At 51.5% G+C, this 26,711-nt stretch carries 24 protein-coding genes and 1 other annotated feature; of the genes, 7 read left to right on the forward strand and 17 right to left on the reverse strand.

What is annotated here, in order from left to right; all coding sequences use genetic code 11:
- The coding region (locus tag L691_RS0101985) for an amidohydrolase (RefSeq protein WP_025688464.1) at positions 1-599 on the reverse strand (599 nt) is incomplete at its 3' end.
- A 231-nt stretch (positions 600-830) separates the two neighbouring features.
- Here L691_RS0101985 and L691_RS0101990 point away from each other — a divergent pair.
- Positions 831-1,178: a YugN family protein gene (locus L691_RS0101990; protein WP_025688466.1), complete on the forward strand. Its 348-nt coding sequence runs from the start codon at positions 831-833 to the stop codon at positions 1,176-1,178.
- A 13-nt stretch (positions 1,179-1,191) separates the two neighbouring features.
- Positions 1,192-2,412, forward strand: a complete 1,221-nt coding sequence (ftsW, locus tag L691_RS0101995) for a putative lipid II flippase FtsW (RefSeq protein WP_025688467.1) — start codon at positions 1,192-1,194, stop codon at positions 2,410-2,412.
- Between the two features lie 105 nt (positions 2,413-2,517).
- Here the strand turns inward: ftsW and L691_RS0102000 are convergent, their stop codons facing one another.
- Positions 2,518-2,883, reverse strand: a complete 366-nt coding sequence (locus L691_RS0102000; RefSeq protein ID WP_025688468.1) for an Asp23/Gls24 family envelope stress response protein — start codon at positions 2,881-2,883, stop codon at positions 2,518-2,520.
- 147 nt (positions 2,884-3,030) lie between these two features.
- Between L691_RS0102000 and cax the strand changes: the two genes are divergently transcribed.
- Entirely contained in the window at positions 3,031-4,101 is a 1,071-nt protein-coding gene (cax, locus tag L691_RS0102005) for a calcium/proton exchanger (RefSeq protein ID WP_025688469.1), read from the forward strand.
- Between the two features lie 85 nt (positions 4,102-4,186).
- Here the strand turns inward: cax and L691_RS0102010 are convergent, their stop codons facing one another.
- The 5 genes from L691_RS0102010 to L691_RS0102030 all read right to left on the reverse strand — a co-directional run bounded on the left by L691_RS0102010 (position 4,187) and on the right by L691_RS0102030 (position 9,147).
- Positions 4,187-4,480, reverse strand: a complete 294-nt coding sequence (locus L691_RS0102010) for a YlaN family protein (protein WP_025688470.1) — start codon at positions 4,478-4,480, stop codon at positions 4,187-4,189.
- A gap of 145 nt (positions 4,481-4,625) precedes the next feature.
- Complete coding sequence (locus L691_RS0102015) at positions 4,626-4,877, reverse strand: HPr family phosphocarrier protein (RefSeq protein WP_025688471.1); 252 nt, start codon at positions 4,875-4,877, stop codon at positions 4,626-4,628.
- 106 nt (positions 4,878-4,983) lie between these two features.
- Positions 4,984-6,099 (reverse strand): aminopeptidase, encoded by a 1,116-nt coding sequence (locus L691_RS0102020; RefSeq protein WP_025688472.1) that lies wholly within the window; start codon positions 6,097-6,099, stop codon positions 4,984-4,986.
- A gap of 97 nt (positions 6,100-6,196) precedes the next feature.
- Positions 6,197-7,039: a hypothetical protein gene (locus tag L691_RS0102025; protein ID WP_156934132.1), complete on the reverse strand. Its 843-nt coding sequence runs from the start codon at positions 7,037-7,039 to the stop codon at positions 6,197-6,199.
- 128 nt (positions 7,040-7,167) lie between these two features.
- Positions 7,168-9,147 (reverse strand): sensor domain-containing diguanylate cyclase, encoded by a 1,980-nt coding sequence (locus L691_RS0102030; protein WP_025688474.1) that lies wholly within the window; start codon positions 9,145-9,147, stop codon positions 7,168-7,170.
- A 385-nt stretch (positions 9,148-9,532) separates the two neighbouring features.
- Here L691_RS0102030 and rpsD point away from each other — a divergent pair, with 385 nt between their 5' ends.
- On the forward strand, positions 9,533-10,132 hold the full coding sequence (rpsD, locus tag L691_RS0102035; RefSeq protein ID WP_025688476.1) for a 30S ribosomal protein S4: 600 nt from the start codon (positions 9,533-9,535) through the stop codon (positions 10,130-10,132).
- A gap of 230 nt (positions 10,133-10,362) precedes the next feature.
- Here rpsD and tyrS read toward each other — a convergent pair whose 3' ends face one another.
- Positions 10,363-11,616, reverse strand: coding sequence for a tyrosine--tRNA ligase (tyrS, locus tag L691_RS0102040; RefSeq protein WP_025688478.1), 1,254 nt, complete (start codon positions 11,614-11,616; stop codon positions 10,363-10,365).
- Between the two features lie 64 nt (positions 11,617-11,680).
- Positions 11,681-11,953: a binding site (T-box leader), on the reverse strand.
- A 133-nt stretch (positions 11,954-12,086) separates the two neighbouring features.
- On the opposite strand from tyrS, the gene L691_RS0102045 reads away from it, so the two are divergent.
- Positions 12,087-15,062 (forward strand): transglycosylase domain-containing protein, encoded by a 2,976-nt coding sequence (locus tag L691_RS0102045; protein WP_025688479.1) that lies wholly within the window; start codon positions 12,087-12,089, stop codon positions 15,060-15,062.
- Between the two features lie 96 nt (positions 15,063-15,158).
- Here L691_RS0102045 and acsA read toward each other — a convergent pair whose 3' ends face one another.
- The 4 genes from acsA to L691_RS0102065 form a co-directional block, all read right to left on the reverse strand.
- Positions 15,159-16,883 (reverse strand): acetate--CoA ligase, encoded by a 1,725-nt coding sequence (acsA, locus tag L691_RS0102050; RefSeq protein WP_025688481.1) that lies wholly within the window; start codon positions 16,881-16,883, stop codon positions 15,159-15,161.
- 286 nt (positions 16,884-17,169) lie between these two features.
- Complete coding sequence (locus L691_RS0102055) at positions 17,170-17,868, reverse strand: 5'-methylthioadenosine/adenosylhomocysteine nucleosidase (RefSeq protein WP_025688482.1); 699 nt, start codon at positions 17,866-17,868, stop codon at positions 17,170-17,172.
- 134 nt (positions 17,869-18,002) lie between these two features.
- On the reverse strand, positions 18,003-19,013 hold the full coding sequence (gene ccpA / locus L691_RS0102060) for a catabolite control protein A (protein WP_025688484.1): 1,011 nt from the start codon (positions 19,011-19,013) through the stop codon (positions 18,003-18,005).
- Positions 19,014-19,435: 422 nt separating this feature from the next.
- On the reverse strand, positions 19,436-19,882 hold the full coding sequence (locus tag L691_RS0102065) for a hypothetical protein (protein ID WP_025688486.1): 447 nt from the start codon (positions 19,880-19,882) through the stop codon (positions 19,436-19,438).
- 200 nt (positions 19,883-20,082) lie between these two features.
- On the opposite strand from L691_RS0102065, the gene L691_RS0102070 reads away from it, so the two are divergent.
- Positions 20,083-20,607 (forward strand): type 1 glutamine amidotransferase domain-containing protein, encoded by a 525-nt coding sequence (locus L691_RS0102070; protein WP_025688488.1) that lies wholly within the window; start codon positions 20,083-20,085, stop codon positions 20,605-20,607.
- A gap of 57 nt (positions 20,608-20,664) precedes the next feature.
- Here the strand turns inward: L691_RS0102070 and L691_RS27550 are convergent, their stop codons facing one another.
- The gene (locus L691_RS27550) at positions 20,665-20,946 is read right to left on the reverse strand and encodes an RNA polymerase sigma factor (RefSeq protein ID WP_232229070.1); all 282 of its coding nucleotides are present in this window, start codon (positions 20,944-20,946) and stop codon (positions 20,665-20,667) included.
- A 217-nt stretch (positions 20,947-21,163) separates the two neighbouring features.
- On the opposite strand from L691_RS27550, the gene L691_RS0102080 reads away from it, so the two are divergent.
- Positions 21,164-21,829, forward strand: coding sequence for a L,D-transpeptidase family protein (locus tag L691_RS0102080; protein ID WP_025688490.1), 666 nt, complete (start codon positions 21,164-21,166; stop codon positions 21,827-21,829).
- A 63-nt stretch (positions 21,830-21,892) separates the two neighbouring features.
- Here L691_RS0102080 and ptsP read toward each other — a convergent pair whose 3' ends face one another.
- The 4 genes from ptsP to L691_RS0102100 all read right to left on the reverse strand — a co-directional run.
- Complete coding sequence (ptsP, locus tag L691_RS0102085) at positions 21,893-23,644, reverse strand: phosphoenolpyruvate--protein phosphotransferase (RefSeq protein WP_025688491.1); 1,752 nt, start codon at positions 23,642-23,644, stop codon at positions 21,893-21,895.
- The gene (locus tag L691_RS0102090; protein WP_025688492.1) at positions 23,641-25,524 is read right to left on the reverse strand and encodes a glucose PTS transporter subunit IIA; all 1,884 of its coding nucleotides are present in this window, start codon (positions 25,522-25,524) and stop codon (positions 23,641-23,643) included. Before L691_RS0102090 ends, ptsP begins: the two co-directional genes overlap by 4 nt.
- A 182-nt stretch (positions 25,525-25,706) precedes the next feature.
- Positions 25,707-26,147 (reverse strand): CoA-binding protein, encoded by a 441-nt coding sequence (locus tag L691_RS0102095; protein WP_025688493.1) that lies wholly within the window; start codon positions 26,145-26,147, stop codon positions 25,707-25,709.
- A gap of 14 nt (positions 26,148-26,161) precedes the next feature.
- The coding region (locus tag L691_RS0102100) for a 3-phosphoshikimate 1-carboxyvinyltransferase (RefSeq protein ID WP_025688494.1) at positions 26,162-26,711 on the reverse strand (550 nt) is incomplete at its 5' end.

A 26,711-nucleotide genomic window follows, 5' to 3' on the forward strand; every position in this document is an offset into this window, starting at 1 on the left:
TGCGGCTGCCCGGCATGCCCTCCCTTGCCGATAATATCGATAAAGAATTCATCCGCCGATGCCATCAGCGGACCGGGCGCGCTTGCCACCGTTCCAACCGGCAGCGTCGTCCACAGATGCAGCCCGTACACGGCGTCAGCTCCTTCCAGCACCCCTTCACCGATCATGCCAAGGGCTCCGCCTGGGCATACTTCCTCCGCAGGCTGGAACAGGAACCGCACCTCGCCGCGCAGTTCATTCCTGCGGCTGCTGTAGTACCTCGCGGCAGCCAGCAGGATGGAGGTGTGCCCGTCATGCCCGCAAGCATGCATGACGCCGGATTTTTTTGAAGCATAGTCGCATTCCTTCTCGTCCTGGATGGGCAGAGCGTCCATGTCCGCCCGAAGGACTACCGTCTTTCCCGGCTGTACGCCTTTTAATATTCCAATAATGCCATACCCGGATTCGCTTCTCCTCACCTCGATCCCGAAGCTTTCCAATTTCTCAGCCACAAAAGCCGATGTCTCCCGCTCCTGATACGACAGCTCCGGATGCTGATGCAAATAGCGGCGCCACTCTACCATATCCGGCAGCAGCATTTCTATCGGTTTTTGCTCCATATTATCCATTCCCTTCGCCTAATCCGCTCCCCAAAAGAAGAATCGCCTGTAAGGGCTGTCCTCCTGAAGCGGCAGTATTCTTTTATTGTATCAGAAATGCCAGAAACGGGGTATTCCATCCCGCTTACAGTCTTGCATAGCCCTGTTAAACATAATATCATGAGGTAGAATACGGTAATGGGCCACTAGATACCTTTATTAGATTTATTTCATAAGGGGGTTGGCACGCCAATGATTTTTGAGAATACGGGGCTTGTAGGACTGCAAAGCGATCTTCAGTATCTGGACGAGAGCGCGGGGAAGGCCGGTTTCATCCGTTGGCAGTGGGAATACTACCGGGCTACCTATGACTGTAAAATCGAAGACGCTGCTAGCGGCGGGGAATACTTTCTGCGGATCAACACCCGCGCTGCCCGGGGCAAGCTGGAAAAGCCGGACGCGGTACTTACAATTGAAGCCGTTTACCTGGGCAAAGCGACCTTTCCCCACGGTCTGGAATACGAGTCAACTATTCCTCAGTCTGTGCTGGACATTGCCGGAGAACGGATCATTGAATTAAAAACACTACTTGAGGCATGAATGGGATGAAGGAATGAAAGATAACGATAATCGCCCAAGAAAGGGCACACCCGATTTTCAACTATTGATTTTGACGCTGCTGCTCGTTGGATTCGGCCTCATTATGGTCTTCAGTTCAAGCTCAGCCCTCTCTTTGGTCACCAAGAAATTCGGTAACGACCCGCTGTACTTTGTGAAAAAGCAGATCATTTGGGCTGTACTCGGCACCGTGGTGATGTTTGTGGCCATGAATATTCACTACAGCAAGTTCAAGAAGTGGTATGCGCCGCTGTTCATTATTACGCTTATCCTGCTGCTGTTCGTAGCCTCCACCGAACGGATCAACGGGGCAAGCAGTTGGCTGAGCATTGGCAAACTCGGCATCCAGCCGACGGAGCTTGCCAAATTATCGATTATTCTGTATCTGGCCGCCCTGATTGCCAAAAAAGGCGAACGCCTTCGTGATCTAAAGACTGGTTATATTCCAGTCATGGTTATTGTAGGCATCGTCGCGGGGCTTATTATGCTTCAGCCCGATTTGGGCTCCTGTCTTATCCTCGTTGCCACAAGCGGCCTTGTTATTTTCGCCGGCGGCGCGAGCCTGAAGCATATTTTAGCGTCCATTGTACTGCTCGTACTGGGCGCGGGTCTGGTGTTAGGCGGGAAAATGGCGATTGACTCCCTGTCTTCGAACACGGAAGTTGCGAAGGTGAAGCAGGATTACCGCCAAGGCCGGATCGAAGCTTTTATCGACCCGACTCAGGACCCCGAAGGGGCCGGATATAATATCCTTCAATCGTTGACCGCGCTTGGAGAAGGCGGCTTGGGCGGTTCCGGTATCGGCAAAGGCGTGCAAAAGCTGCATTACCTGAAATACCCGTATACGGATTTTATTTTTGCCGTCATCGGCGAAGAGCTCGGTTTTGTCGGCACGCTGCTGTTTCTGCTGGTTTATCTCTATTTTATCTGGCGCGGCATTCTCGTGGCGCTCAGGTGCAAGGACCCTTTCGGAACGTTGATTGGCATTGGTGTTATGGGACTTATCGCGATTCAGGCGTTTGTCAATATCGGTGGGGTCACAAAGACCATTCCGCTGACTGGTGTTACGCTTCCATTTATCAGCTACGGCGGCTCTTCACTTCTGGTCACGATGCTGTCGATGGGCATTATTCTTAACATTTCGCGTGAAAATGCCCGGCCAAAGAAAGAAGAGCATACAAAGTCGGTCAGAATCACCAGTTCAGTCTCCCGCTAACGACCGCATACAGAACAAAAGGGTGCTCCCTCATACCTGACGGTACGGAGGGAGCACCCTTTTTTATGACTACTTACGGAAACAAACGCATTCACAGTATTCTGCTTACGAAATTTCATCGTTCTTGAAAGCAACGCCTTCTACCTTGACATTCACTTCGACGACGCGCAGGCCTGTCATGCTCTCGATCGCTTCGCGGATGTTCTGCTGCAGCATCCGGCATACCTCGTGAATCGGCGTTTCGTACAGCACGATAATCCGCAAATCTACCGCCGCCTCAAGTTGCCCCACTTCCACGGTTACGCCTTTTTGCACGTTTTTACCGCTAAGACGCTTGGCCCAGCCCTCAGACAGCCCTCCTGACATGGCTGCGATTCCTGGAGTCTCCAAGGCAGCCATACCGGCAATTTTTGAGACTACGTCATTAGAGATTCGTATATTTCCCATTTCCAGTTGAAGTTGTTCCGCCATGCCATTTCCCCCTTACATTCGTTATCAATTATTGTAATTCCTAAACAGGCTAAAATGCAAATGAGTAATGCATGTTCGTTTACAGACCGGAACAATTTGGGTATATTGAGTTACATACATAATAAGAAGATTGGAGTGTGCTTTACTTTGAAGAAATGGATTTCTCCATCGTTGCTTGTTATCACCTTCGTTCTTAGCGCCATCGGACATTACGCCAATTGGGATCATACACTTCAATTCGTGCTGTCCGCTATCGCCGTGGTATTCGTAGCCGGATTTCTCGGCAGAGCCACGGAGAGCGTCGCCCATTACGCGGGTCAACGGCTGGGAGGCTTTCTCAACGCTACCTTCGGCAACGCCGCCGAACTGATTATCGCTTTTTTCCTTGTTAAAGAAGGGCTGTTCGACATGGTAAAAGCAAGTTTGACCGGGTCCATTATCGGCAACCTGCTGCTTGTGCTGGGACTGAGCATCTTCGCGGGCGGTTTGAAGTTTAAGGTGCAGAATTTCAATGTTACACTTGCCGGAATGAACGGCTCGCTGATGATTGTAGGCGTAATCGCCTTGTTCGTTCCAGCCATGTTCCTGAATACCCATTCGATAACCGAAGGGGAGACGGATACGCTCAGCTTGGTTGTAGCCGGGGTCCTGATCATCGCCTATATCGCCTGGCTAATCTTCTCGATGATTACGCATAAGAAATATTTGGATGATGTTACCGAAGACAGTGAGGAAGAGCTGCCTAACGAACATGCGCCCTCGTGGTCAAAGGGCAAATCGATTCTGTACCTGATTCTCGCCACTGTAATGGTCGCTTTTGTCAGTGAATGGCTGGTTGGCACGCTGGAAAGCCTGACTGAACGCTTTGGACTCAGCGAGCTGTTCGTCGGCGCGTTCCTCGTTGCGATTATTGGTAACGCTGCGGAGCACAGCGCCGCCATCCTGCTCGCCATGAAGAACAAAATCGGCGCGGCTGTGGAAATCGCGGTCGGCAGCAGCCTGCAAATTGCCCTGTTCGTGGCGCCTGTGCTTATTTTCGCCAGCTATTTTCTTGGTAATACGATGGATATTGTCTTTACCACCATTGAGCTGGTGGCGATCGCCGTAGCGGTCTTCATCGCCAGATCAATCACCCAGGACGGCTCGACCAACTGGTACGAAGGACTGCTGCTCTTCGGCGTATATGTTATCCTTGGTGTTTCCTTCTACCTCGTTTAATTCACAGCACAAAAATCGCGCCTGGAATCCCAGGCGCGATTTGTTATTACGGGTTTGTCCGGTTGTGTGACGAAAAAGATCCGTTCTATTGTTTCGCCTTTTCGTTCAGCGCTTCATACAATACAGCCAGTTCCCGCTCCAGCTTGCTTACAATTTCTCTACCCGTATGCTCGGGCAGCAGACCCGCTCTGACCGCAAAGTCGACCTCTCTGGAGAAGCCGTACATTTGGGTGTCCAGCACTTCCTCATAGAGAGGGCAGTATCGAGTGGCCAGATTCTCCATCTGCACTTCGATGAGCTTCTGAATCTTATCGGCATCTTCTTGCAGTAGAGTGACTGCTAAGATATTTAATTGTTCCTGCAATTCCGACGAAGTCATGCATCTTCCCCCCCATGTCCAAATTTACAGCTTCATCGCTATTATATTTAATATTAGTCGAAATTGGTTGCCAATACAAGAATACAGTTCTCCAGTCACCATAAAAAGCCCTGCCGAAAGCGGCAGAGCCTTTACTAAAACCCTATTATTCCTCTACAACCGTAAACTTCAGGTCGTACTTGGCGAAAACTTCGCTCATCGCCTTCTTCGCCTCTTCGGCATCGCTTCCGTGTACGTGCAGTTCATAGTTCTGGCTGGATACCAGAGTTGTGAACAGACCCAGGATGCTTTTTACGTCAATGTACTTGTTGTCGGCCTGAAGGACGATCGAGGAAGCGTACTTACTCGCTGTTTGAGCAATTTCCACGATGGCTGCATTGTTACTGTTACTGGACATGTGAATCCCTCCGCAACTAAATTTAAGAAATTATATGCTGTATAAACAATTCCATGATACATTGAAGCCGCTTACCGGTGCAAGGATTTATCTAATATTTGTCCTTCTATTTCAATTGCTCCGGGTTAAGCGCTTCGAGTTCCGGAATGACGAACAGGCCGTCTTTGCGGATCAGTCTGTCGTCAAAATAAATCTTCCCGCCGCCGTATTCCGGCCGTTGGATCAGCACAATATCCCAATGAATGGAGGAACGGTTGCCATTGTCGGTCTCCTCGTAAGCTTGCCCCGGCGTAAAATGAAGGCTGCCGGCGATTTTTTCATCGAACAGAATATCTTTCATCGGATGCAGAATGTAGGGATTGAGGCCGATGGCGAACTCGCCGATATACCGCGCACCTTCGTCCGAATCCAGAATCTCGTTAAGGCGGGCGGTATCGTTGCTGGTCGCTTCGACAATTTTGCCGTTTTCAAAAGTAAATTTGATGTTCTCAAACGTGACACCGTTGTACAAGGTTGCCGCATTATAGCTGATCGTACCGTTAACCGAATCGCGTACAGGTGCGCTGTAAACTTCACCGTCCGGTATGTTTCTGTGACCCGAGCATTTCTGGGCGCCGATGCCTTTGATGGAGAAGGAAATATCCGTTCCCGGACCCGTGATCCGCACCTTGTCCGTCTTGCTCATGAGTTCCGCAAGCGGGTCCTGGGCTTTATCCATTTTGGCGTAATCCAGATTACAGACGTTGAAGTAGAAATCCTCAAAAGCTTCCGTGCTCGTATTGGCAAGCTGTGCCATGCTGGAGTTCGGATACCGCAGAACCACCCATTTCGTATGCTTTACCCGCTGCTCGCTATGTACCGAATGGAAATACAGCGAATTATACAGACGCATTTTCTCTTCCGGCACGTCGGACAAGTCGTTGACATTGTCGCCGGCGCGGATGCCGATATATGCCTGCATTTGCTTCATCCGGTTCAAATCGATCTCAGCCCAAGTACGCAGACTTTCCTCAGTAGCAGTCAACAGCATGCTGCGCAGTACGGTTCGGTCGATCAGCTGCACGAACGCATGTCCACCGGCCTTCCCGATTTCCTCTACAATAGCTTTAACGAGATCTCGTTCGCTGCCGACCATTTCGACCAGCACATTCTCTCCCGGTTGCACGTTTACGGAATAGCCGACCAGATTTGCGGCCAATTTCTGAATTCGGGGATCTTTCATCTTTTGTTCTTCCTTCCTTTTTGGCAAAAATAAGCATTCTATCTTATTGTATCACGACCGGAATGAAGCGGAAAGATCGGCATCAAGCGAGAGCTTTTTAACGGTATCCGTAAAAGTCAACCCTGGAAACAAACGTTTCCCTGCGTGTTCTTCCGTCAGAAGAAAGGAAGGTAATCCTCCGCTGTCTGGACAAGCTTTTAGGTAGATTTCGCCTTACATCCACCTCCAGATGGTAAACGGTCGCCACCTTGGCGTCCTGAAGCCTGCGCCGTAGTTGTCCGTTCTCCTGCTTCCACAGTCTCTCTAATGCGGAAACCCCGGCCGCCGTCCGGGCAACCGGGCTTTTTGCGCTTGCCGAGGACGTCCGGAGCGCGCTCATCTCCGCTTCGAGTTCGGAGGCTAGCTGATCATGAGCCTGCCGAGGGTCCAGTTCTATTCTTAGCAGCCGCACTTTTCCTCCCGCCCCAGCTTCTCTCGTCACCGTTTTAGTCATTGTCTTCAATTCCTCAAGCTGCCGGATGGGGTTCAGTCCCGGGAGCGGGCTGCCGCCTTGATCTTCATTCAGAGGCAGCACCCTCCATTGCCCGCCGCTCTTCTCCAGTCTGCTGTAGAAATTCGGCCCTGCCGGCTGCTGCGTCAGATCGCCCGAGAGTTCCTGAGACTTCGCCAAGTCGGGCAGCAGTTTATACATCCGGAGCGACTTATGGTTAATCAGCTCCCCGCCGTAGTATATCGATGCCTCCGGCAGCTGCCTGCCATCCACACGCAGTGCCGTCTCTCCCTCAAATGTCACCCCGTCGGTACCCGTCATGCCGGCTAAAGCCAGATCCAGCAGCTCTCCGGCTGTCTTTCCGTTCTCCGTGCCACAGCCGCCGGCCAGACCGCAGCAGCAGAATGCCAGCAGCACCGTGAACGTCCTCCTCGCAAGCAGTATCATCATAGAGTCAAGACCCTCTTTTCACAGTTGTAGCTTTATCGTTTCCATGTTTAAAGAGCTTATGCAAAAAGACTCCCAAGCCGGGAATATCCCTCCTTAGGAGCCATCTTGTTAGTTTCAGTACTTCTCTGCTATATCTTGGGACCTATTACCACTTTATTCCTGCCGTTATTCTTCGCCTCGTACAGTGCCATGTCCGCCCGGTAAAAGAGAGAATCCGAGCTTAGCCGGTCGTTGTCTGTCCAATTCCAGTCCGCAATGCCGCAGGAGACGGTAACAGTAGGGCTCGTCTCTTCCTGAACCCGCTGCCGGATACGCTCCGCCACAATATAGGCCTGCTCCGCGTTTAACTGCGGCAGGTAAAGCGCCAGCTCTTCGCCGCCCCACCTTGCCGCCAGATCTCCCTGACGGATCGATGCACGTAATATATTGCTCACTTGCTTCAGAATTTGGTCGCCTTTTTGATGTCCGTACGTATCGTTCACCGATTTGAAATGGTCTATATCCACAACAATGAGAGTGCCGCAGAAATCGCAGGTCTGCATTTCCTTGATGGATTGGTCGAGGTAATGTCTTGCATGCAGCCCGGTCAGCGAATCTTTGTTCGCGAGCCGGTGCACCTCCGCATGCAGAAGCGCATTCCCCACGGCAAGGCCGACTTGACCCGCCAGCGCTTGCAGCAGCCTGAAATTATCATAGGAAAAATAGTGCGGCCGCCGGTGGGTCAGCATAATCGCTCCGCGCACTTCCCCGCCTACGCTTAGCGGAGTGGCGATAAGCGATTGTGACTCCGTAAAGTCCATTAGCTTTGATCTTGTACCCGACCCGTCATACTCAGTTAGAATGACCTGTTCCCCTAAGGAGTAAACCTGTCCTCCGATTCCCCTTCCGGCTTCAATGATTTTATTGCGGAGGCTTGGGTGATTGCACTGAACCGCCTCTAGCCCACCCTTGTCTTCGCTGTAATGGAGAATACAGCAGTAATCCGCTTCAAATATTTCCAGCAGTCCTTCAAAGGCCGCCTCAAATGTTTCCCCTAGCTGAAGACTCTGATTCAAGCGTTCGGTCAGCCCATTGCTCATCCTAAGTTCACGTATAAGCTGGTTGGAACGCTCATACAGCTTCGCATTCTCAAAGGCGGTTCCTGCGGTGCTCGCCACCATCGACAGAAAAGACATATCCATGTTATCCATAGCCTGATGGGCTGGAACGCGTATCACTAGATGAAACACACCATATACGCCCTGCTTGCCGCCCAGAGGCAATCCAATCTCTAGAAGCTGGTGATCCTCGTTAGGGGTCCGCTGGGCCACTCGTCCGCTCTTAAACGCCTTCCCGCAGACGTCATCCTTATTCCAGCGAAGCGGAAGCGGCTTCACCTGGGGATGCGCGCTGCGGTGATCCTGTGACATGTAGAGCGTAAGTTCGGCGCCCGGATACATAGCGGAAATGCTGGCAATTACTTCAGTCAGCACATCGTCGACATCAATGCTGTCATACATCCGCTGCACAATCTGAAACAGCAGCGAACGCCGGCTGCTCTCGCGTTCTTCGTGAATATGTACGCTTACAAGATCGGTCACAAATATATATTCGAATTGCCTGTAGAAGCATGTGCTGAAATGCTTGGCCATTGCCTCGGCGGCATTGCGCCCGCCTTTCGCGAACTGCTCCGCGGGCATGGCGCATCCGAGCAGGGCAAAGATCTCCCCGTTAGACCTGGTACCCACCGGCATCGCGAAATAAGCCGTTTCCACTCCATTTTCTTCAATTTGGAGCGTGCAATCACGAGCCGTCTGTAAGCTGACAGCCGCAATCTGCTCCCATAAAGGACTATCCGGCTCGCTTGCTCCGCCGCTGTCAGTCAGCCACTTACCCGCATAATCAAATACGCACCATTTCCACGACTCTGTAAAAGACAACGCGGCTTCCTTTTTGTACCATTCATGAAAACTGCCCGCAATCAAACCTGAAGCATAAGGAAAGTCATGCTGATTAATGTCCATTCTCCCAATCCATTCAACGGGATCTTTGAAGCTGCGGTCCAACACTCGGGCGTCTCGTATCTGTTCATGGCTGTCCTCCCAGCCTTTAGCATCCTTTTCTGACATAAAGAAGCACCTCCTTTCGCCCCAAATAAAATCTGCCGTTGTTGCAATAAGACTATTTTACCCTTTTTCTATCCAATATGCATTATTTTTTCAGATAAATCAGGCTTTTTTAGGTATAAAGAATCAAATGCGAAAAAATATCATAAACTTTGGTATGCATCCTTGACTTTAAATGGCATTTTCATATAATATATATTGTTGAACAAGACTGTAACAAGTCTTCAAATTGGGCGTAACGTTGTGTCACCCTCACGCTTTTCGTCTGCATGGGACAGCGGCTGAACTTTCCCGGCAGCGCGGCGCCGATTCGGTCTGTCGCAATTACGAAACAGCGGCGCAAATAGAGCCCTGATGAAATCACAATTAAAAAGGAGTCTACTATAACATGGCACGTTACACCGGACCTAAATTTAAACTCAGCCGTCGTCTGGGCATTTCCCTGAGCGGCACTGGCAAAGACCTGAAACGCCCTTTCCCACCAGGACAGCATGGCGCTAACCAACGCAGAAAAGTAAGCAACTACGGTCAACAGCTTCTGGAGAAGCAAAAACTGCGTCACATGTACGGCTTGGGCGAGAAACAATTCCGCACTTTGTTCCACAAAGCGCACAGCATGCAAGGGATCGCGGGCGAGAACTTCATGTTCCTGCTTGAGAGCCGTCTGGACAACCTCGTTTACCGTCTTGGCTTTGCCAACTCCCGCGCAGGAGCGCGTCAATTGGTATCCCACGGCCACGTAACGGTCAACGGCAAAAAGGTTGACATCGCTTCTTACCTCGTAAGCACTGGCGACATTATCGGCCTTCGTGAGAGAAGCCGCGGCTTGTCTTCCGTTAAGGAAGCACTGACTAACCGCACTCATCTGCCAGCTTACCTGGAATTCTCCGACGCTGCAGTGGAAGGCAAGTTTATCCGTCTGCCTGAGCGTGCTGAGCTTTCCCAAGACATCGACGAGAAACAAATCGTCGAATTCTACAACCGTTAATATTTGCTGGACAAATCGTCTGGCGGAAGCCTCCGGAAGCTCCGGGGGCTTCTTTACGTTCTCCGGTCATAACCAAGTCAAATTTGCAGATTTTTCTTCTTCCGTCAATTTTCCTGTGCGAATCCGCATATGCCCTCTCGTAGGTACGCCAAAAAGAGGGTGATTCGGATGACTCCCGTTCACCCTCCTTCTATTATTGCTCCCCTATGCTAATAACACATGCGTCTTACCTATTCCAGAGTCAGCTTGGCGAACTTGCGCTTGCCTACCTGAATGATATCCCCGTCCTGCGGGACGATGTCCGCATTCGGGTCGCTCAGCTTCTGTTCGTTCAGCTTGACCGCCCCCTGCTGAATGCTGCGCTTAGCCTCCCCGTTGGATGAGGCAAAACCGATCAGCGTAAGCAGGTTTATCAGCCGAATGGAGCCGTCCGTTAGCTCCGCTGCTGGCAGAACCGCCGTCTCAATATCGTCCGGCAGCGCCCGCTGCTGGAATACGGTCACAAAGTGCTGCTGCGCGGCATCTGCCGCATCGACGCCGTGATACATTCTGACGAATGTATGCGCCAGCTTCATTTTGGCGTCTCGCGGATGAACCGCTCCAGACTCCAGTCCTTTCTCCAGCTCTTTCAATTCCTCGTTGCCGATGTCGGTCGCAAGCGAATAGTATTTCAGCATCAGCTCGTCCGGGACGGACATCGCTTTGCCGTAAATTTCATTCGGCTCTTCATCAATACCGATGTAGTTGCCAAGACTCTTACTCATCTTCTGTACGCCGTCAAGCCCTTCAAGCAGCGGAGTCATAATTGCAGCCTGGGTGTCAACGCCGTATTCTTTTTGCAGCGTGCGCCCCATCAGCAAATTGAATTTCTGGTCCGTTCCGCCGAGCTCCACGTCACTTTTCAGAGCCACGGAGTCCATGCCCTGCATCAGCGGATAGAAGAACTCGTGAATGCTGATCGGCAGTCCACTCTGGTAGCGCTTGGTGAAATCGTCACGCTCCAGCATGCGGGCAACGGTTACTTTGGCTGACAATCCCACAACATCCGCAAAGGTCATCGGCCCCAGCCACTCCGAATTGTAGAATACCTTTGTCTTCTCGGGATCAAGGATTTTATGAAGCTGCTTCTTGTACGTTTCCGCGTTCCGCTTCACATCCTCCTCGGTCAGCTGCTTGCGCGTTTCCGATTTGCCCGTCGGGTCGCCGATCCGCCCCGTGAAGTCCCCGATAATCAGCTGCACCTGATGGCCCAGCTCTTGAAATTGGCGCAGCTTATGCATAACGACCGTATGGCCCACATGGATATCCGGCGCGGACGGGTCCAGACCCAGCTTGACATTGAGCGGCACACCGGTGACGACCGATTTCATGATTTTCCGCTTCAATTCCTCTTCCGGCACAATTTCCACGACGCCGCGCGCGATAATCTCCAGTTGGCGCTGGGCCTCACGCTGCTGCTCCGGCGTTAATTCTTCCCACTTCATAATAGCAACCCCTTTTGATGTTGATACTTTCTAAATAGACGCACAAAAAAGCCTCCTCCTCATCCCAAGGGACGAGAAAGAGACTCGCGGTACCACCCTAGTTAAAGCTCCTTGCCGCCATACTCTAACACGACGATTCAGAGCCTTCGCTTCATTCAAATAACGGGCGCTTATCGTACCCGGTGCCGGACTACTATGGACAAGGCTTGACGCTTTGATCCGTTCCCCCGGACGGCTCCAGACTGTAATTCAAAAGGTCCCGTCATCGGTTCGCACCATCCACCGACTCTCTGAGTACAAAGGATTCCTTTTTACTGATGCCCTTCTCCGCCTTTAGAAATATCCAATTAAATTTATTTATATCACATGATCTTTTGAAAAGTCAATGTCCGCAAAACCGCATCTCCCTACAAGCGCATTCAAAATCGCCAAATTGTGCTATAATATATTCCGTTAAAAGGAGGATGTCGATGGCTCAGGAAAATATGAAAAAAACAGCGACGGACATTCCCCCGCGAAGGTCCTGGCTGCGCAGGGCCGGTTCCGCCGTGAAATGGATGTTCATCCTTAGCGTAATGGGCGTCCTGTTCGCCGGCGGCGCCGTAGGAGGACTTGTCGCTTCCATAGTAAAAGATGACCCTGTCCGCTCCGAGCAGACGATTCAGGAGAGAATCGGCGAGAACGTCGTGACAGGATTCGCCTATTTCCGTGACGGCATGCCGATCGGCCAGCTCCGGACGGAGGAAGACCGCAGACTGGTCGCCTTTAAGGATATTCCCCAAATCATTATTGACGCCGTGCTCGCCATCGAGGATAACCGTTTTTACGAGCACCATGGCGTGGATATCAGCGGCACGATGCGCGCCGTCAAGCAAAAGCTGCTGAACGAGTCCGTACAGACCGGCGGCAGCACCCTTACCCAGCAGCTTGCCAGACGCGTATTCTTAAGTCTGGATAAGACAGAAGACCGCAAGGTGAAGGAAATCCTGCTGTCACTGCGGCTGGAGCGCTTTTTGAGCAAAGATGAAATTTTAACGGCTTACCTGAACAAGGTTCCCTTCGGCAACGGAGCGAACGGCTACAACGTCTACGGCATCAAAGCCGCAGCCAAAGGATTATTCGGCATCGACGATCTGAATAAGCTGAATATCGCTCAGGCAGCCTATTTGGCGGGCCTCCCCCAGCTTCCTTCCGCCTACTCGGCGTTCAACGGGTATGGGGAATTCAATGAGGCTGCGTTTAACCGCGCACTCGATCGCCAGCACCTTGTCCTGCGACGCATGCTGGAGGAGAACAAAATTACGCCTTCCCAATACCAGGAAGCGCTGGCCTTTGACATCAAGAAATCTCTGGCTCCGCATACCAAGAAAGCGTACGTTACTTTTCCTTATCTCATGATGGAAACGGAGCGCCAGGCGGCGGGAATCCTGCTTTCTCTAGCGAACAATAACCAGGACAGCTCCAAGGGTGCTTCACAGCTTGAAGAGGCTCGCCAGCAGCTGCTGACAGGCGGATACCGGGTGTATACAACTATTGATAAAAAAGTATACAGCGCGATGCACAGTATCTCCGAGGACAGCAGCAATTTTACAAAGACAAGCAAAACCAAAGGTCTCGAACAAACCGCCGGCATGATGATCGACAACAAGACCGGGGCGATTCTGGGAATGATCGAAGGACGCGACTTCAATGTCGAAAGCATGAATTACGCCACCCAGATGGTCCGTCAGCCGGGATCAACGATGAAACCGATCGCTGCTTATCTGCCCGCTCTAGAGGAAGGGTTGATTCAACCTGCAAGCATTCTGGACGACGCACCGATTATTCTGAAGGACGGTTCGAAGGGCTTTCACATTCCCAAAAACGCCAATAATCGTTATCAGGGCCTTGTGACGGCAAGATATGCGCTCAACAACTCCTTGAATCTGCCGGCGCTTAAGCTGTTCGATGAAAAGGTTGGGATCAAGAACGCCTGGGCTTTTGCTAAAAAGCTGGGAATTACAACCCTACAGGACGAAGACTATAGCGCACAGACCGGGGTTCTTGGGGGGTTAAAATACGGCGTGTCCGTTGAAGATTTAACCAATGCCTATTCCTCCATTGCCAACAAAGGCGTATTTAACGATGCATACATGATCGAGAAAATCGTCGATTCGAAGGGAAAAATCATCTATCAGCATAAGGCTAATCCGGAGCGTGTATTCTCCGAGCAGACCGCTTATTTAATGACGGATATGCTGCGCACCGTTATTACCAACGGTACGGGGAGCACGGTTAGGAGAAATTACAAGCATTTCAAGGATATCCCGGCTGTCGGTAAGACAGGGTCCACTCAAAATTATGCGGACGTATGGTTCATGGGTTACACTCCTGACATTACGCTGGGCATGTGGGTCGGCTACAAGGAGCAGATCAATACACTGACAACCAAAACGCAGCGGAAGCAGGCACAGGCGCTTTGGGCCAAGGTAATGAACGCGGTTATTGAGAAAAAACCCGACTTGTTCCCTACGCAGAAATTTGATCAGCCGGACGGCATCGTCAAAGAAACCGTATCGGCATACAGCGGCAAGCAGCCAACCTCGCTCACGGATAAGTTTACGACCGATATTTTCAACAAAAAATTTGTGCCTAAGGATAGTGACGACGGGATTTCACATGCCAAATACATTACCTACGGCGGAGTGAACTATATCCCGCGTGACGGAACACCGGATGACTTTCTGAAGGAAAGGATCGTTGTCTCCAGAGAAAAGCCGATTGAGGAACTGATCAAGGAATTGAAGGCAGCCTTTCCATATATGAAGGAGCATGAACCGCTGCAGTACTATCTGCCGGCGGATGCAAAGACTGGCGTTCCGACGGAGGTTGACCCTCGCGAGGACAACGGCAGCGCTCCAACGGCGCCGCGAAATGTAGAAGTCTCCTACGGCAGCGGTAAGGCGGTTATCCGCTTTACGCAGAGCGGCTCGCCCGATGTCGTCGGTTATCGGCTGTACCGTTCCGTGAACGGGGGCCCATTCCAAAAAGTGGATGTACTCCTGGCCGGGGATGGCACATCGTTCACTGCGGATAACTCGGCAAGCGATTATGCTGTTTTTTATGTTGCAGCGGTTGATGTGGCCGGAAATGAAACGGCTTCGGGCAGTGTCGGCGGTGGCGCGCCGACGCCCGAGCCGTCGCCAAGTCCGGAAGACATCCTCTTACCGGGTATTGAAACAACACCTGGAGTGGACATTGTGCCGGGTCCAAGCGCGTCTCCCGGTACGTCTGATGCATCTGGTACGTCCCCTGGTACAGCCGTTGATCCCGGGACGGTCATAGATCCTGGGACCGCCACTGATCCTGGGGCGGCCCTGACTCAGCCCAATGAACACAGCGGCCAGGAAAAAGTGCAAGGCAGAAGCAGCAAGGTGAATGCCAGAGCGAAGCGTATCGTTCATTAGGCCAATGGCACTTCGCTGCCACAGCAGTCTATAGAACGAATTAGACGGTTGACAGCCGCCCGGAAGCGGGCGGGTGGTCAACCGTCTTTTTTATGCCTAATCCTCAATTGTCGACAGATCTCCGGCGGGCTGGTGAAGCTCCCAGGCTTTGAGCACGCGGCGCATGATTTTGCCTGAGCGGGTCTTCGGCAGTTTATCCTTGAACTCGATTACCCTCGGCGCGGCATGGGCGGAAAGCCCCGATTTTACAAACGCCGCTATTTCGTCCTTCAGCTCATCTGAAGGCAAATATCCTTCGCGCAGCGATATAAAAGCTTTGACGATTTCTCCGCGCAGGGCGTCCGGTATGCCGATAACTCCAGACTCCGCAACGGCAGGGTGTTCAATCAGCTTGCTCTCTACCTCGAAAGGTCCGATCATTTCACCCGAGGAATTGATACAATCGTCAACCCGCCCCTGAAACCAAAAGTACCCTTCATCATCCATATACGCGGAATCTCCGGAGATATACCAGCCGGGAATGCGAAAATATTCCTCGTACTTGGCGGAATTATTCCAGATCCGGTTCATCATGGACGGCCACGGCGTCTTGATCCCCAGATTACCCATGGAATACGGAGGCAATTTATGGCCCTGATCATCCAGAATTGCGGCGGTGATTCCCGGAAGCGGCCGTCCCATAGACCCCAGCTTGATGTCCATTCCAGGATAGTTGCAGATCAGCTGTCCGCCCGTCTCCGTCATCCACCAGGTGTCGTGAATGCGCTGACCTAATACGTTGTTTCCCCAGCGAATGACTTCCGGGTTGAGCGGCTCGCCAACGGAGAGGACATGGCGCAGACTACTCAAATCAACGCCTTTCAGACTCTCTTTCCCCGCCCCCATCAGCATGCGGAACGCCGTCGGAGCACTGTACCATACTGTTACTTTGTAGCGTTCAATCGTATTGTACCAATCATGTGGACTAAAGCGTCCGCCGCGAACGACATTAGTGACGCCGTTAAGCCACGGGGCAAAAATCCCGTACGAGGTGCCAGTAACCCATCCCGGGTCGGCCGCACACCAGTATATATCATTATCCCGCAAATCAAGCACGACTCTTCCGGTATAATAGTGTTGAACCATCGCACGCTGCACATGGAATACGCCTTTGGGCTTACCGGTTGAACCGGATGTATAATGCATAATCAGCCCATCCTCAAGGCCCAACCACTCCGGTTCAAGCTCCGCAGATGCGGAAGCGCTTTCTAGATCATAGCTGATCAGTCCTTTTTCAGGGTCCGAATCCCCGCCTACCAGAAAAATATAACGCAGGTCGGGAAGCTCCTCCCGCTTTACCCGCTGCAGCAGCTCCGGCGTAGTGACCAGCGCGGCGGCCCCGCTATCCTCGAGCCGGTCCTTGACCGCCGTTTCCATGAACGCTTCGAACAACGGTCCTGCGACAGCCCCTATCTTCAAGATTCCCAGGAGACTGAAATACAGGTCGGGCTGCCTGGGCATGAACAGAAATACCCTGTCCCCCTTGCCAATCCCGTATTTACGCAGCACATTGCCAAATCGGTTCGCCTTTTCTTTCAAATCGGCAAAAGAATAGGATTCTTCACGTACCAGATCACTGTACAGCAGCGCCGTCTTTCCGCCCAGTCCTTCCTCAACATGGCGGTCAACCGCCTCATACGCCATATTAACTTTACCTGTTTCGTACCAGGTGAACTGGCGTTCAACATCCTCCCACTTGAAATGGGCGACAGCCTGACCGTAATCAGTCAAATTGGAATTGTACATCCGGCGAGGTAAAATTTCATCAAAAAACTTCCCCATTATCCTTGCCACCTCTCGCTTGACTGACGCAAGTTTAATTGCTGAGACATACAGAACGCTCGATTAGCTCATCGCAACAGTGGCACCTTCTTGATATCTTGCTTCATGGATATGAAGTCAAGTTATCAAATGTGAATTTTTTATGTCGAAATAAAGTATATCATAGCAAGCGCTTACAATCCATCCTAAATTAATCCAGCAGCCTGGATACCCGGGCGTACCGTCCTATGATCGCGGTTAATGAAGCGTATTCGATCTAATTGGGTACGCCGCAGATAATCATGTGTTATTGCAATTCATTTAAAATGGCACTTAGAATTTGATGAGACTGCCGCGATGCGATTTCCGTAAACTCCGCATAGCTGACTTTCGCCGACCCGTCGGCCTTATCGGACATAGAGCGGATTACAACGAACGGAATACCGTTCATCTGACACACCTGGGCCAGAGCCGCACCTTCCATTTCCGCACAGGCTCCTCCGAGCTGCTCCCGCAGCATGACGACCGATTCATGGCTGGCAATAAACTGGTCGCCCGAAAGTATTCTCCCCTTTACATAGCGGACTCCCAAATCCTGGCAGGCCCTCTCTGCAAACCGCACAAGCTCCGGATCAGCCGGGAACACCGACGTCTCCTGGTATGGAATAATGCCGCGGGCGTAGCCAAGCGCCGTAACATCCATATCATGCTGCATACATTCCGAAGATATGACGATATCCCCGACTTCCAGCTCCGGATGCAGCGCTCCGGCCACTCCCGTGAACAATATTTTTTGTGCACCGAATGCGTCGATCATAATTTGCGTAGTGACGGCGGCGTTCACCTTTCCCACTCCCGATTTGCAGACGATGATGGAGTTCCCTGCGATTGAGCCTTTATAATATGTAATTCCTGCTTTGACAACCGCCTCACTGTGCTCCATTTGCTCCAGCAGCAGTTTAATTTCCTCATCCATAGCTCCAATAATGCCGCTTACAGCTTCCATTAGGCTGACCTCCAGTTAAAAATAATAAATAAAAACATAAAAAGCCCCGTGACGGAGCTTTATACGCCGACTCATATTCTTCTACACCGGGTTACGAAGCAGCCCGCAGCAGCCCTAATGGGTGATGTCGAAAATTATTTGTTCAGATGGTTAACGGACAAACGCAGAATGGTCTCATGCGGCAAAATGACACGCGGATTCTCCACGGTCTCTTTCTTCATCAGCTTGGTTAGAAGTCTCATGGCTACCGCGCCAAGGTCATACATCGGCTGTGCAACCGTCGTTAGCAGCGGACGGACCATGGATGCCATACGAATGTTGTCCACACTGATAACCGAGAAATCATCCGGCACTTTCAGACCTTCGTCCTGAATGCTGTGGATCGCGCCAATGGCCATTTCATCCGTTGCGGCAAAGACTGCCGTAGGCTTCTTCTTAAGACCAAGGAAGTATTTCATAGCCTCAACGCCGGATTCATAACGGTAATTTCCGATACGTACAAGATCTTCTTGGTACTCAATTCCGGCCGCTTCGAGCGCTTTCTTATATCCGTGGAATCGCGCGTAGCCGTTGGCCGGGTCCTGCAGCGTGCCGCTGATCATCGCAATCTCGCGGTGACCGTGACGGATCAGAGTATTAACCGCGTCGAATGCGGCAGCCTCATGGTCGATATCGACGGAAGGATACACACCCTTCTCATCACTCGTCGCGCACAGAACAATCGGAACGGAGGACGTCTGGAAGGCCAGAATATGCTCATCCGTAACGGTGCCGCCCATGAAGAGGAGCCCGTCCACCTGCTTCTCCAGCAAAGTGTTGATGACGCGGATTTCCTTCTCCTTGCGCTTATCGGCATTACACAAAATAATATTATAGTGATACATGTTGGCAATATCTTCGATTCCGCGGGCAATTTCCGCAAAAATGGAATTAGAAATATCGGGAATGACAACGCCAACGGTCGTCGTTTTCTTACTGGCAAGACCTCTAGCCACGGCGTTGGGACGATACCCTAAACGCTCAATCGCTTCATACACTTTCTTACGGGTTTGCGGTTTCACATTTGGATTATTATTCACAACCCGTGATACCGTTGCCATAGATACGCCTGCTTCACGCGCTACATCGTAAATGGTTACCGTCAAATTACTCTCTCCATTGCGATAAATTTTATCGTTCGACCTAGTTAAAATCATGATACGATAATTTGTACTTTTGTGCAATGATAACGCTTAAATTTCCTTTCAAAAGTCAATTCAACATCGAAGCGGTTATACAAAAATAGGACACAATCCATACCGCCTACCTAATTATTGACAAAAAATCGCCCGGGCGGCTGGTGCCGGATACCCAGTTTCTCGGGGCATCGCCTGGTACGCTGCAGGACTGTATAGCATTGACCAATGCGCAAGGCGACGACCGCCTGGACTTTTCCGCATATAAGACTGGACTTGACCGTAAGTTTACAACCCGGTTTCTCAGGAATGTAACCTCTTTCTTATGGTAACAAATATCGACGAAAAAATCCAATGTTTCTGAAACATTTTCATTATTTTTGCAGAAAAAATCACGACACTTTAGAGGCCGTATGGCAAATGAGCTTAAGCAGCCTGCCCTCAATCTCCCCCGTCCATTCCGGATCGGCTGCCTTCGAAGCAATTTGGAACAGATCCAGCAGCAGATCAATCCTGTCGCCCATGGCCTCCTGAACAGCCTGCTCCAGATCACCTTCCTCGCCTCTAAACATGGTAAAAGTATCATTCAGAACGGAAGCCCACTCATTGCGTTCGGCAAAAGAAAAGCTGCTTCTTTGGGGTTGGCTGCCTAACTCCTGAATGACTAGGCTCAAATCCCGCTTAACGGCAGGATGCGGCTCATAATGGAAACAGGAACGGCACATGAATACGGGCACACCCGCTATTTTCACTTTAGCTTTATAAATCAGCGTATGCATATGTATAGTCATCTCGCCGCCGCAGCGGCAGATTTGAGAAAGCTGGCTTTCATTGCACATAGTTGCACCTCAAAAGAATGAATTAAATTTAGAAAAGTATTTTAAATTTATATTCGCTCCCCCCCTGCAAAAAACCTTCCCGTTTGCATAAAATGATTAATTTACCATATATGATAATATGTTCATTATGAGAGATGACTTCAATTTTTATATTTGCTAAAATGAACGGGACTACGTACTTCGAAGGGAGCTGCTGCCAATTGAGACTGGCCGGAAAAAAAGTTATCGCGCTCGTAGATGACGAGTTTGAAGATTTGGAGCTCTGGTATCCGGTATACCGGGTCAGGGAGGAAGGCGCGGAAGTGCATCTGACCGGGCTTGAAAAAGGCAAAACCTATATCGGCAAGTATGGCGTGCCGGCAACCGCCGAGTACTCCTGGGATGAACTGGACGCAGCCGATTACGATGGCATCTTGGTTCCGGGCGGTTGGGCGCCGGATAAGATCCGCCGTTATCCCGCTGTGCTGCAGCTCATCCGCGATTTCAATGAAGCCGGGAAACCGATCGGGCAGATCTGCCATGCCGGGTGGGTGCTGATTTCCGCAAAAATTCTGGAAGGCGTTACGGTAACCTCCACTCCTGGCATCCGGGACGATATGGAGAACGCCGGAGCAATCTGGAAGGACGAGCCTGTCGTTGTCGACGGCCATATCGTCTCCGCCCGCCGTCCACCCGATCTCCCGCCATACGGCAAAGCATTCTGCGATGCTCTCGCCGGGAAATAATGAAATGAAAGCCGCCTTTGGCCCTTGCTTGTAAAGCGGGCGGGAGGCGGCTTTTTATTAACGTATGCGGATCGAATGTTCCTCTAAGATAGGGCTTGGGTAATTTGTGATTTTGAATGTAAGCGAAAGCCACGGAGTGAACCGGCCCTCATCCTTTAGGCTCTTGCGTTTGACCCAAGCCCTACAGGTCGCCTCCTGTACCATTTCAAGCGCATCCGCTTCGCTGCGGAGATAGCTGTAGGCAATGCCGTATAACGTTCTTTTGTGCTCCCCCACAAGCCCGAAGAAGCTATCTTCATCCGACAAAATGACGGACTCTTCTTTGATCAGGCTCTCCACGTCCATCCCCCCTTTTTTATGTATGCGCCGGTATCTCCTATCTCTATATAATAAAGACTGCGCAGCGACACAAACGGTTTTATTTTTTTGAAATCAACTGGTAAAGTGTATTTCATCCCCTCCCAATGCATTAACATCTATGGATAGAATTTATGTGATTTGACATTATAAGTAGCAGGATATGATGCGATCTCGGAATGGGAGGATTTTCAAGAGTATGACTATGCATAAGGTATTGTTAATGATCCTTTTATTAATAATTATTAATCCAAATCCAATTTCGGCTGCAGAACCTGCTCAGAACAAAGACAACATATCGATAAGGGTTGATCCTCAAAAGAACCAACTCCTTTTATTTTCAAATAGCAAGCTTATTAAGAAGTATCCCATTGCTATGGGGAAACAGGAAACGCCGTCGCCTGTGGGCGAGTATGCCGTAATTAACAAACATAAGAATTGGGGGAAAGGGTTTGGCACCAGGTGGATCGGACTGAATGTGCCGTGGGGATTTTACGGTATTCATGGTACCAACAGGCCCTATTCTATAGGCCATAATGCGAGTCATGGCTGCATACGAATGCACAACCGCGATGTTGAGGAGTTATACGAATTTGTACGGGTGGGGACTAAAATAAGCTTCGGGGGCCATGTATTTGGAAAACTTGATGGGAATCCCAGAACTTTAGCTAAAGGAGACAGCGGCGGCGACGTTCAAATCATTCAATACCGGTTGCGAAGCGCAGGGTTTTACAATGGTGAATGCAATGGCAAGTTCAACAGCTCAACCGAAATCGCGCTAAAAGATTATGAAAAGACGCATGGACTGCCCATTGATGGCGTTGCAGGTTATCACGATTATATACACCTCGGATTGATTGAATGAAGCTTGAGTAAAAAAAGCCCGGCAATGATGCCGGACTCCCATTTTTTCTATATCCGCGAATCGTTATGCGTCGCTCTTCATCACATACTGAATGATGTGTTTGTCGAGAAACTGAGTGAGCTGCTTCTCGCTCTCCGCAATTTCCCGGTTCCGGAAGCACTGCTTGGCGACTTCCCTTGCCTCAGAGGCCGTCGTATTCAGCGTCCGGTGCTTGACCTTCAGCAGCGCCTGCGGCGACATGCTAAGGTCGGTTACACCGAGTTCCAGCCACAACGGAAGAGAACGCTCGTCGCCGGCCAGTTCACCGCAGACGCTGACGCCGATGCCTGCTGCCTTCGCAGATTCCACGGTTGTGCGGATCATACGCAGCACTGCCGGATGATACGGATGGTATAAATGCGCAATCTGCTCGTTCATCCGGTCGACCGCAAGCACGTACTGCACCAAATCATTCGTCCCAATGCTGAAAAAGTCCACCTCTTCCGCCAAAAAATCAGCGATCATCACTGCGGCCGGCACCTCAATCATAATGCCAACCGGCAGCTTGCGGTCGTATGGAATTCCCTGGCGGTCCAAATCTTGTTTTACTTCCTCCAGCACGGCCTTGGCTTCCCTTACCTCTTCAATCGAAGAGATCATCGGAAACATCAGTTTGATGTTGCCGTGTACGCTTGCGCGCAGAATCGCCGTCAGCTGTGTCTTGAACATCTCTTTCTGGTCAAGGCAAATACGGATGGCCCGGTAGCCAAGGAAAGGATTCTCCTCCTCCGGAAGCTGAAAATAGTCCAGATGCTTGTCTCCCCCGATATCCAGGGTGCGGATGACAACCGGATGCTCGCCAACCTTCTCCGCCACAAGCTTGTATACCTCGTACTGCTCCTCTTCGGTCGGAAAGGATTTACGGTCCATATACAGAAATTCCGTCCGGAACAGACCGACGCCCTCGGCCCCGTATTTTAAAGCCATATCCAGTTCCTTCACGGAGCTGATATTGCTTGCGAGCCGCATCCGAACTCTATCCTTAGTCATTGCCTCCACCGAGGACAATAACTCCAGCTGCGCCCTCTTCTCCCGCTGTCTGTCGCGCACAACGCTGTAATGCTGGGTTGTGGCTTCATCAGGGTTAATGATCAGATAACCGTTATCCCCGTCGATGATCAGGAAGTCCCCGGTCTGGATCGGGCTTTGGAGCTTATTCTCCAGGCCCGCCACCAGCGGAATGCCGAGCGCCCGCGCCATAATGGAGGAATGCGACGTTTTGCCTCCCGCCATCGTTATAATACCGAGCACATAATTAGGATTCAGATGGGCCAGTTGTGAAGGGGAAAGCTCTTTTGCCACCAGAATGTAGGGCTTGGTGTCCGAAGGCAGCGTGACCTCCGGCGCTCCCAGCAGATGCTTCAGCAGACGGTTGCCGACATCCTTGATATCGACCGCCCGCTCTTTCATATATTCATCATCCAGCAGGTCAAACATAGCCACAAAGTGATCGATCGCCTCTTTGACCGCCACCTCTGCCGCTTTGTACTGCCTCTCTATAATTCCGCGGATTTCGCTCATAAATACCGGATCTTCCAAAATCGCCAAATGAGCGTCAAAAATACTCGATTCCTCGGGACCGACAACCTCTCTGAATTCTTTTTTAATAAACTCAATCTCATCCTTGGAGGTTCTGATTCCTTCATACAAACGCTCAAATTCTTTAGCCAGATCTACCGGGTTTACTTGCGTCTCCGGCATGCTCCATTCCCAGTTCGGCAGAACGAAGGCCTTTCCGATGGCAACACCTGCTGCGGCCCCTATACCTTTTATCATGATTCTACCCCTCCAACATTGCTTTCGTGCAATACGACAGACATCACCGAGGATTGTCCTTTTTTCACATTCTTAAACGGAGCGTAGCTCCAGGATTTGACGCGTTCGGGATTGGTAATAACCATTGGGGTGGCCAGCGAAGCGGCATGCTCCTTCAAATAGTCCAGATCGAACCTAACCAGCACCTGACCAGGCTCGACGCTATCCCCCTCTTTGACCTCCGACTGGAACGGACCTTTTAGCTGTGACGTATCGATACCGATATGCATGAGCACCTCCAGCCCTTCCGGCGTAGCAATGCCGATGGCATGCTTCGTGGGATAAATGTGCATCACTTTGCCGAATACCGGTGAGACCAGTTCTCCCTTGTCCGGAATAAAAGCAACCCCGTCGCCGACCAATTTTTGCGCAAAAATATGATCGGGCACTTCTTCAATCGGCAGCATTTTGCCCTGCATCGGGGCGTTGAATAGAACCTGCGGCAGATCGCGCAGCATCAGCTTGTCAATTTCCTCGCGGATCAGCTCGGAGTAGGTCCCGAAGACAACCTGCACATTCCCCCCGCCCAATTTGATGATGCCGGCGGAGCCAAGGCTCTTGAGCGCGCCCGTATCGATCTGGCGGTCATTATGCACCGTAAGCCGCAGACGGGTTATGCAAGCTTGGACCTGCACAACGTTCTCCTTGCCGCCAAGCGCCTGCAAAATAAGCGGTGCCTGGTACGGTATATTACCGGCCCAGTCGCCAAGCTCAGAACCTTCCTCCCGGCCTGGTGTCGGAATCTGAAATCGGCGGATCGCCCAGCGGAACAGATGGTAATAGACCATTCCGTACACGAGGCCAATCGGAATCAGCAGCCAGGCGCGCCGGGCTAAATGAAGGTTCAATATAAAGTCAATAGCCCCTGCCGAGTAAGAAAAACCGTGATAAATTCCAAGCGCGGCCGTCAGGGCCATGGCGAGACCGGACATGATCGTATGTAAAGCGAACAGATAAGGAGAGGCGAACAGAAAGGCGAACTCGATCTGTTCAGACACGCCTGTCAGGAAGCAGACGAGCGCTGCCCGCAAAAAGGTCTTCTTGATCTGAGGCTTCAAATCTTCGCGGGCTTCCTGAATAATAGCAAACGCAATGGCCGGCAGCGCGAACATCATGATCGGAAACAGTCCCGCCATGAAGCTGCCCGCTGTAGGATCGCCGGCAAAAAAACGGGGAAGATCTCCCTGAACAACTGTGCCATCCGGCGTCGTAAACGTTCCCAGTTGGAACCAGAATACGTTGTTCAAAATGTGATGCAGCCCAAAGGCTGTCAGCACCCTGTACAATACGCCGTATACAAACAGCCCGAAGCCTCCCGTCCGGTCGACGAACTGCAGCAGACCGTCAAGGCCATGCTGAATCAGCGGAGAGACGCCGAGCATGAGCCAGGCGAACAGCGCGGAGAACAATCCCATAAAGAGCAGAACAAAACGCGATCCTCCGAAAAATTGGATCGCCTCTGGGAGCTTGATATTTTTAAACCGGTTATGGGCAATGCCGGCGACAATACCGAGCAGAATGCCGATCAGCGTCGCGGGCTGCAGTGCGCCGTCTCCCAGCTTCATCACAATCCGGTCATAGGTGAACATTCCCGCCAGCGCCGCAAGCCCGGCGGGTCCGGCTTGATTGGATAATCCCAATGCAACCCCGACGGCAAACAGATAAGGCATATAGTAAAAAATCCCCTGACCCGCATAGGTCGCTGCTTCGGCAACCGAAGCCAGCCCCCAGGCAGACCATGGCAGGCTCCCCAGGCTGAGCAGAATGGCCGCCGCCGGCAGCACCATGGTGGGAAGCATGATGGCTCTCCCAAGCTGCTGCAATGATCCGAGCCAGTTCAAGATGTATCTCTCCTTTCTTACTATATTGAATGGTACGGCCTGTGTTCCGTTTTGTCAAAAGAATAAGCTGGCACATTTTCATAATAGCAAAATATTCCATTTCAAGTCTATTGGTTCCTGGATGCATACGCGCTAAAAAACGCCCTACCCTTCCGGTCAGGACGTTCATAAGTATCTTATCCTTACTTTACGTTACGTTTCCGTCCGTTCATCGTTATCGCTTCCTCGACCTTGATGCAGCGGTCCATGATGGCCGTCATGCCGGCCTCTGCGGCAATCTCCGCAGCTTCGGGACTGACAATCCCCTGCTGCAGCCACAGCACCTTGGCGCCGATAGCCGCAGCCTCGCGTGCCACTTCTGCGCAGAACTCGCTGCGGCGGAACACATTGACAATGTCAACCGGCTCCGGAATCTCCGCGAGCGAATGATAGCACTTCTCCCCGAGGATCTCGCCGTTCACCAACGGGTTAACCGGAATGATCCGGTAGCCCTTAAGCTGCATGGCGTAGGCGACCATGTAGGACGTCCGGTCACTCTTGTCGGACAGTCCCACCACGGCGATATTACCGGCGGAGGCCAGAATATCCCCGATCTGTTCTCTGGATGGATTCTCAAAAGCCATGGATTTCAGCCTCCTTATTTGACCCACTCGACATCCGCGCCGAGCGCCTGCAAATGGTCAAAATACTGCGGATACGATTTGGCGACATGATGAGCATCCTTGATCAGCAGCGGCTTCGCAGCGCGAAGCCCGACGACCGTCAGGGCCATAATGACGCGATGGTCGAAGTGCGCGTTAATCGTAACGCCGCCTTCGACGCCTTCCGGTCTGCCATGCACGATGATCTCGTCCCGCCGTTCTTCGACCTTCGCCCCAGCCTTGCTCAGCTCGGCCAAATAATCGGTGATGCGGTCACACTCCTTATACCGCAGATTCTCCACATTATAGAACCTCGAGGTTCCTTCCGCAAACACGGCGGCGGCAACCATCGCGAGCACGGCGTCCGTGGCCGCGTCCCCGTCAAATTCCACGGCCTTAAGGCGTCCGTCCCCCAGCACATGCACCGTTCCGTTCTCATGGGTGAGCGGCGCTTCCATCATACGCAGCACATCAATAATTGCTCTTTCACCCTGCCGGCTGTTCTCGGCCAGACGATGAATCTTTACGTCGGACTTCGTTACGGCT

The sequence above is a fragment of the Paenibacillus zanthoxyli JH29 genome, from assembly GCF_000520715.1.
GTDB classification, from domain to species: Bacteria; Bacillota; Bacilli; order Paenibacillales; family Paenibacillaceae; genus Paenibacillus_AQ; species Paenibacillus_AQ zanthoxyli.

Excerpts from the sequence above, each read along its gene's own strand:
- L691_RS0101990 (WP_025688466.1), top strand. The coding sequence starts at position 831 with ATGATTTTTGAGAATACGGGGCTTGTAGGACTGCAAAGCGATCTTCAG.
- L691_RS0102010 (WP_025688470.1), bottom strand. The coding sequence starts at position 4,480 with ATGACTTCGTCGGAATTGCAGGAACAATTAAATATCTTAGCAGTCACT.
- L691_RS0102045 (WP_025688479.1), top strand. The coding sequence starts at position 12,087 with ATGGCTCAGGAAAATATGAAAAAAACAGCGACGGACATTCCCCCGCGA.
- L691_RS0102055 (WP_025688482.1), bottom strand. The coding sequence starts at position 17,868 with ATGGAAGCTGTAAGCGGCATTATTGGAGCTATGGATGAGGAAATTAAA.
- ptsP (WP_025688491.1), bottom strand. The coding sequence starts at position 23,644 with ATGATAAAAGGTATAGGGGCCGCAGCAGGTGTTGCCATCGGAAAGGCC.
- rpsD (WP_025688476.1), top strand. The coding sequence starts at position 9,533 with ATGGCACGTTACACCGGACCTAAATTTAAACTCAGCCGTCGTCTGGGC.
- L691_RS0102065 (WP_025688486.1), bottom strand. The coding sequence starts at position 19,882 with ATGTGCAATGAAAGCCAGCTTTCTCAAATCTGCCGCTGCGGCGGCGAG.
- L691_RS0102015 (WP_025688471.1), bottom strand. The coding sequence starts at position 4,877 with ATGTCCAGTAACAGTAACAATGCAGCCATCGTGGAAATTGCTCAAACA.
- L691_RS0102080 (WP_025688490.1), top strand. The coding sequence starts at position 21,164 with ATGACTATGCATAAGGTATTGTTAATGATCCTTTTATTAATAATTATT.
- L691_RS0102020 (WP_025688472.1), bottom strand. The coding sequence starts at position 6,099 with ATGAAAGATCCCCGAATTCAGAAATTGGCCGCAAATCTGGTCGGCTAT.
- tyrS (WP_025688478.1), bottom strand. The coding sequence starts at position 11,616 with ATGAAGTGGGAAGAATTAACGCCGGAGCAGCAGCGTGAGGCCCAGCGC.
- L691_RS0102000 (WP_025688468.1), bottom strand. The coding sequence starts at position 2,883 with ATGGCGGAACAACTTCAACTGGAAATGGGAAATATACGAATCTCTAAT.
- ftsW (WP_025688467.1), top strand. The coding sequence starts at position 1,192 with ATGAAAGATAACGATAATCGCCCAAGAAAGGGCACACCCGATTTTCAA.
- acsA (WP_025688481.1), bottom strand. The coding sequence starts at position 16,883 with ATGGGGAAGTTTTTTGATGAAATTTTACCTCGCCGGATGTACAATTCC.
- L691_RS0102030 (WP_025688474.1), bottom strand. The coding sequence starts at position 9,147 with ATGTCAGAAAAGGATGCTAAAGGCTGGGAGGACAGCCATGAACAGATA.
- L691_RS0102025 (WP_156934132.1), bottom strand. The coding sequence starts at position 7,039 with ATGATGATACTGCTTGCGAGGAGGACGTTCACGGTGCTGCTGGCATTC.
- L691_RS0102095 (WP_025688493.1), bottom strand. The coding sequence starts at position 26,147 with ATGGCTTTTGAGAATCCATCCAGAGAACAGATCGGGGATATTCTGGCC.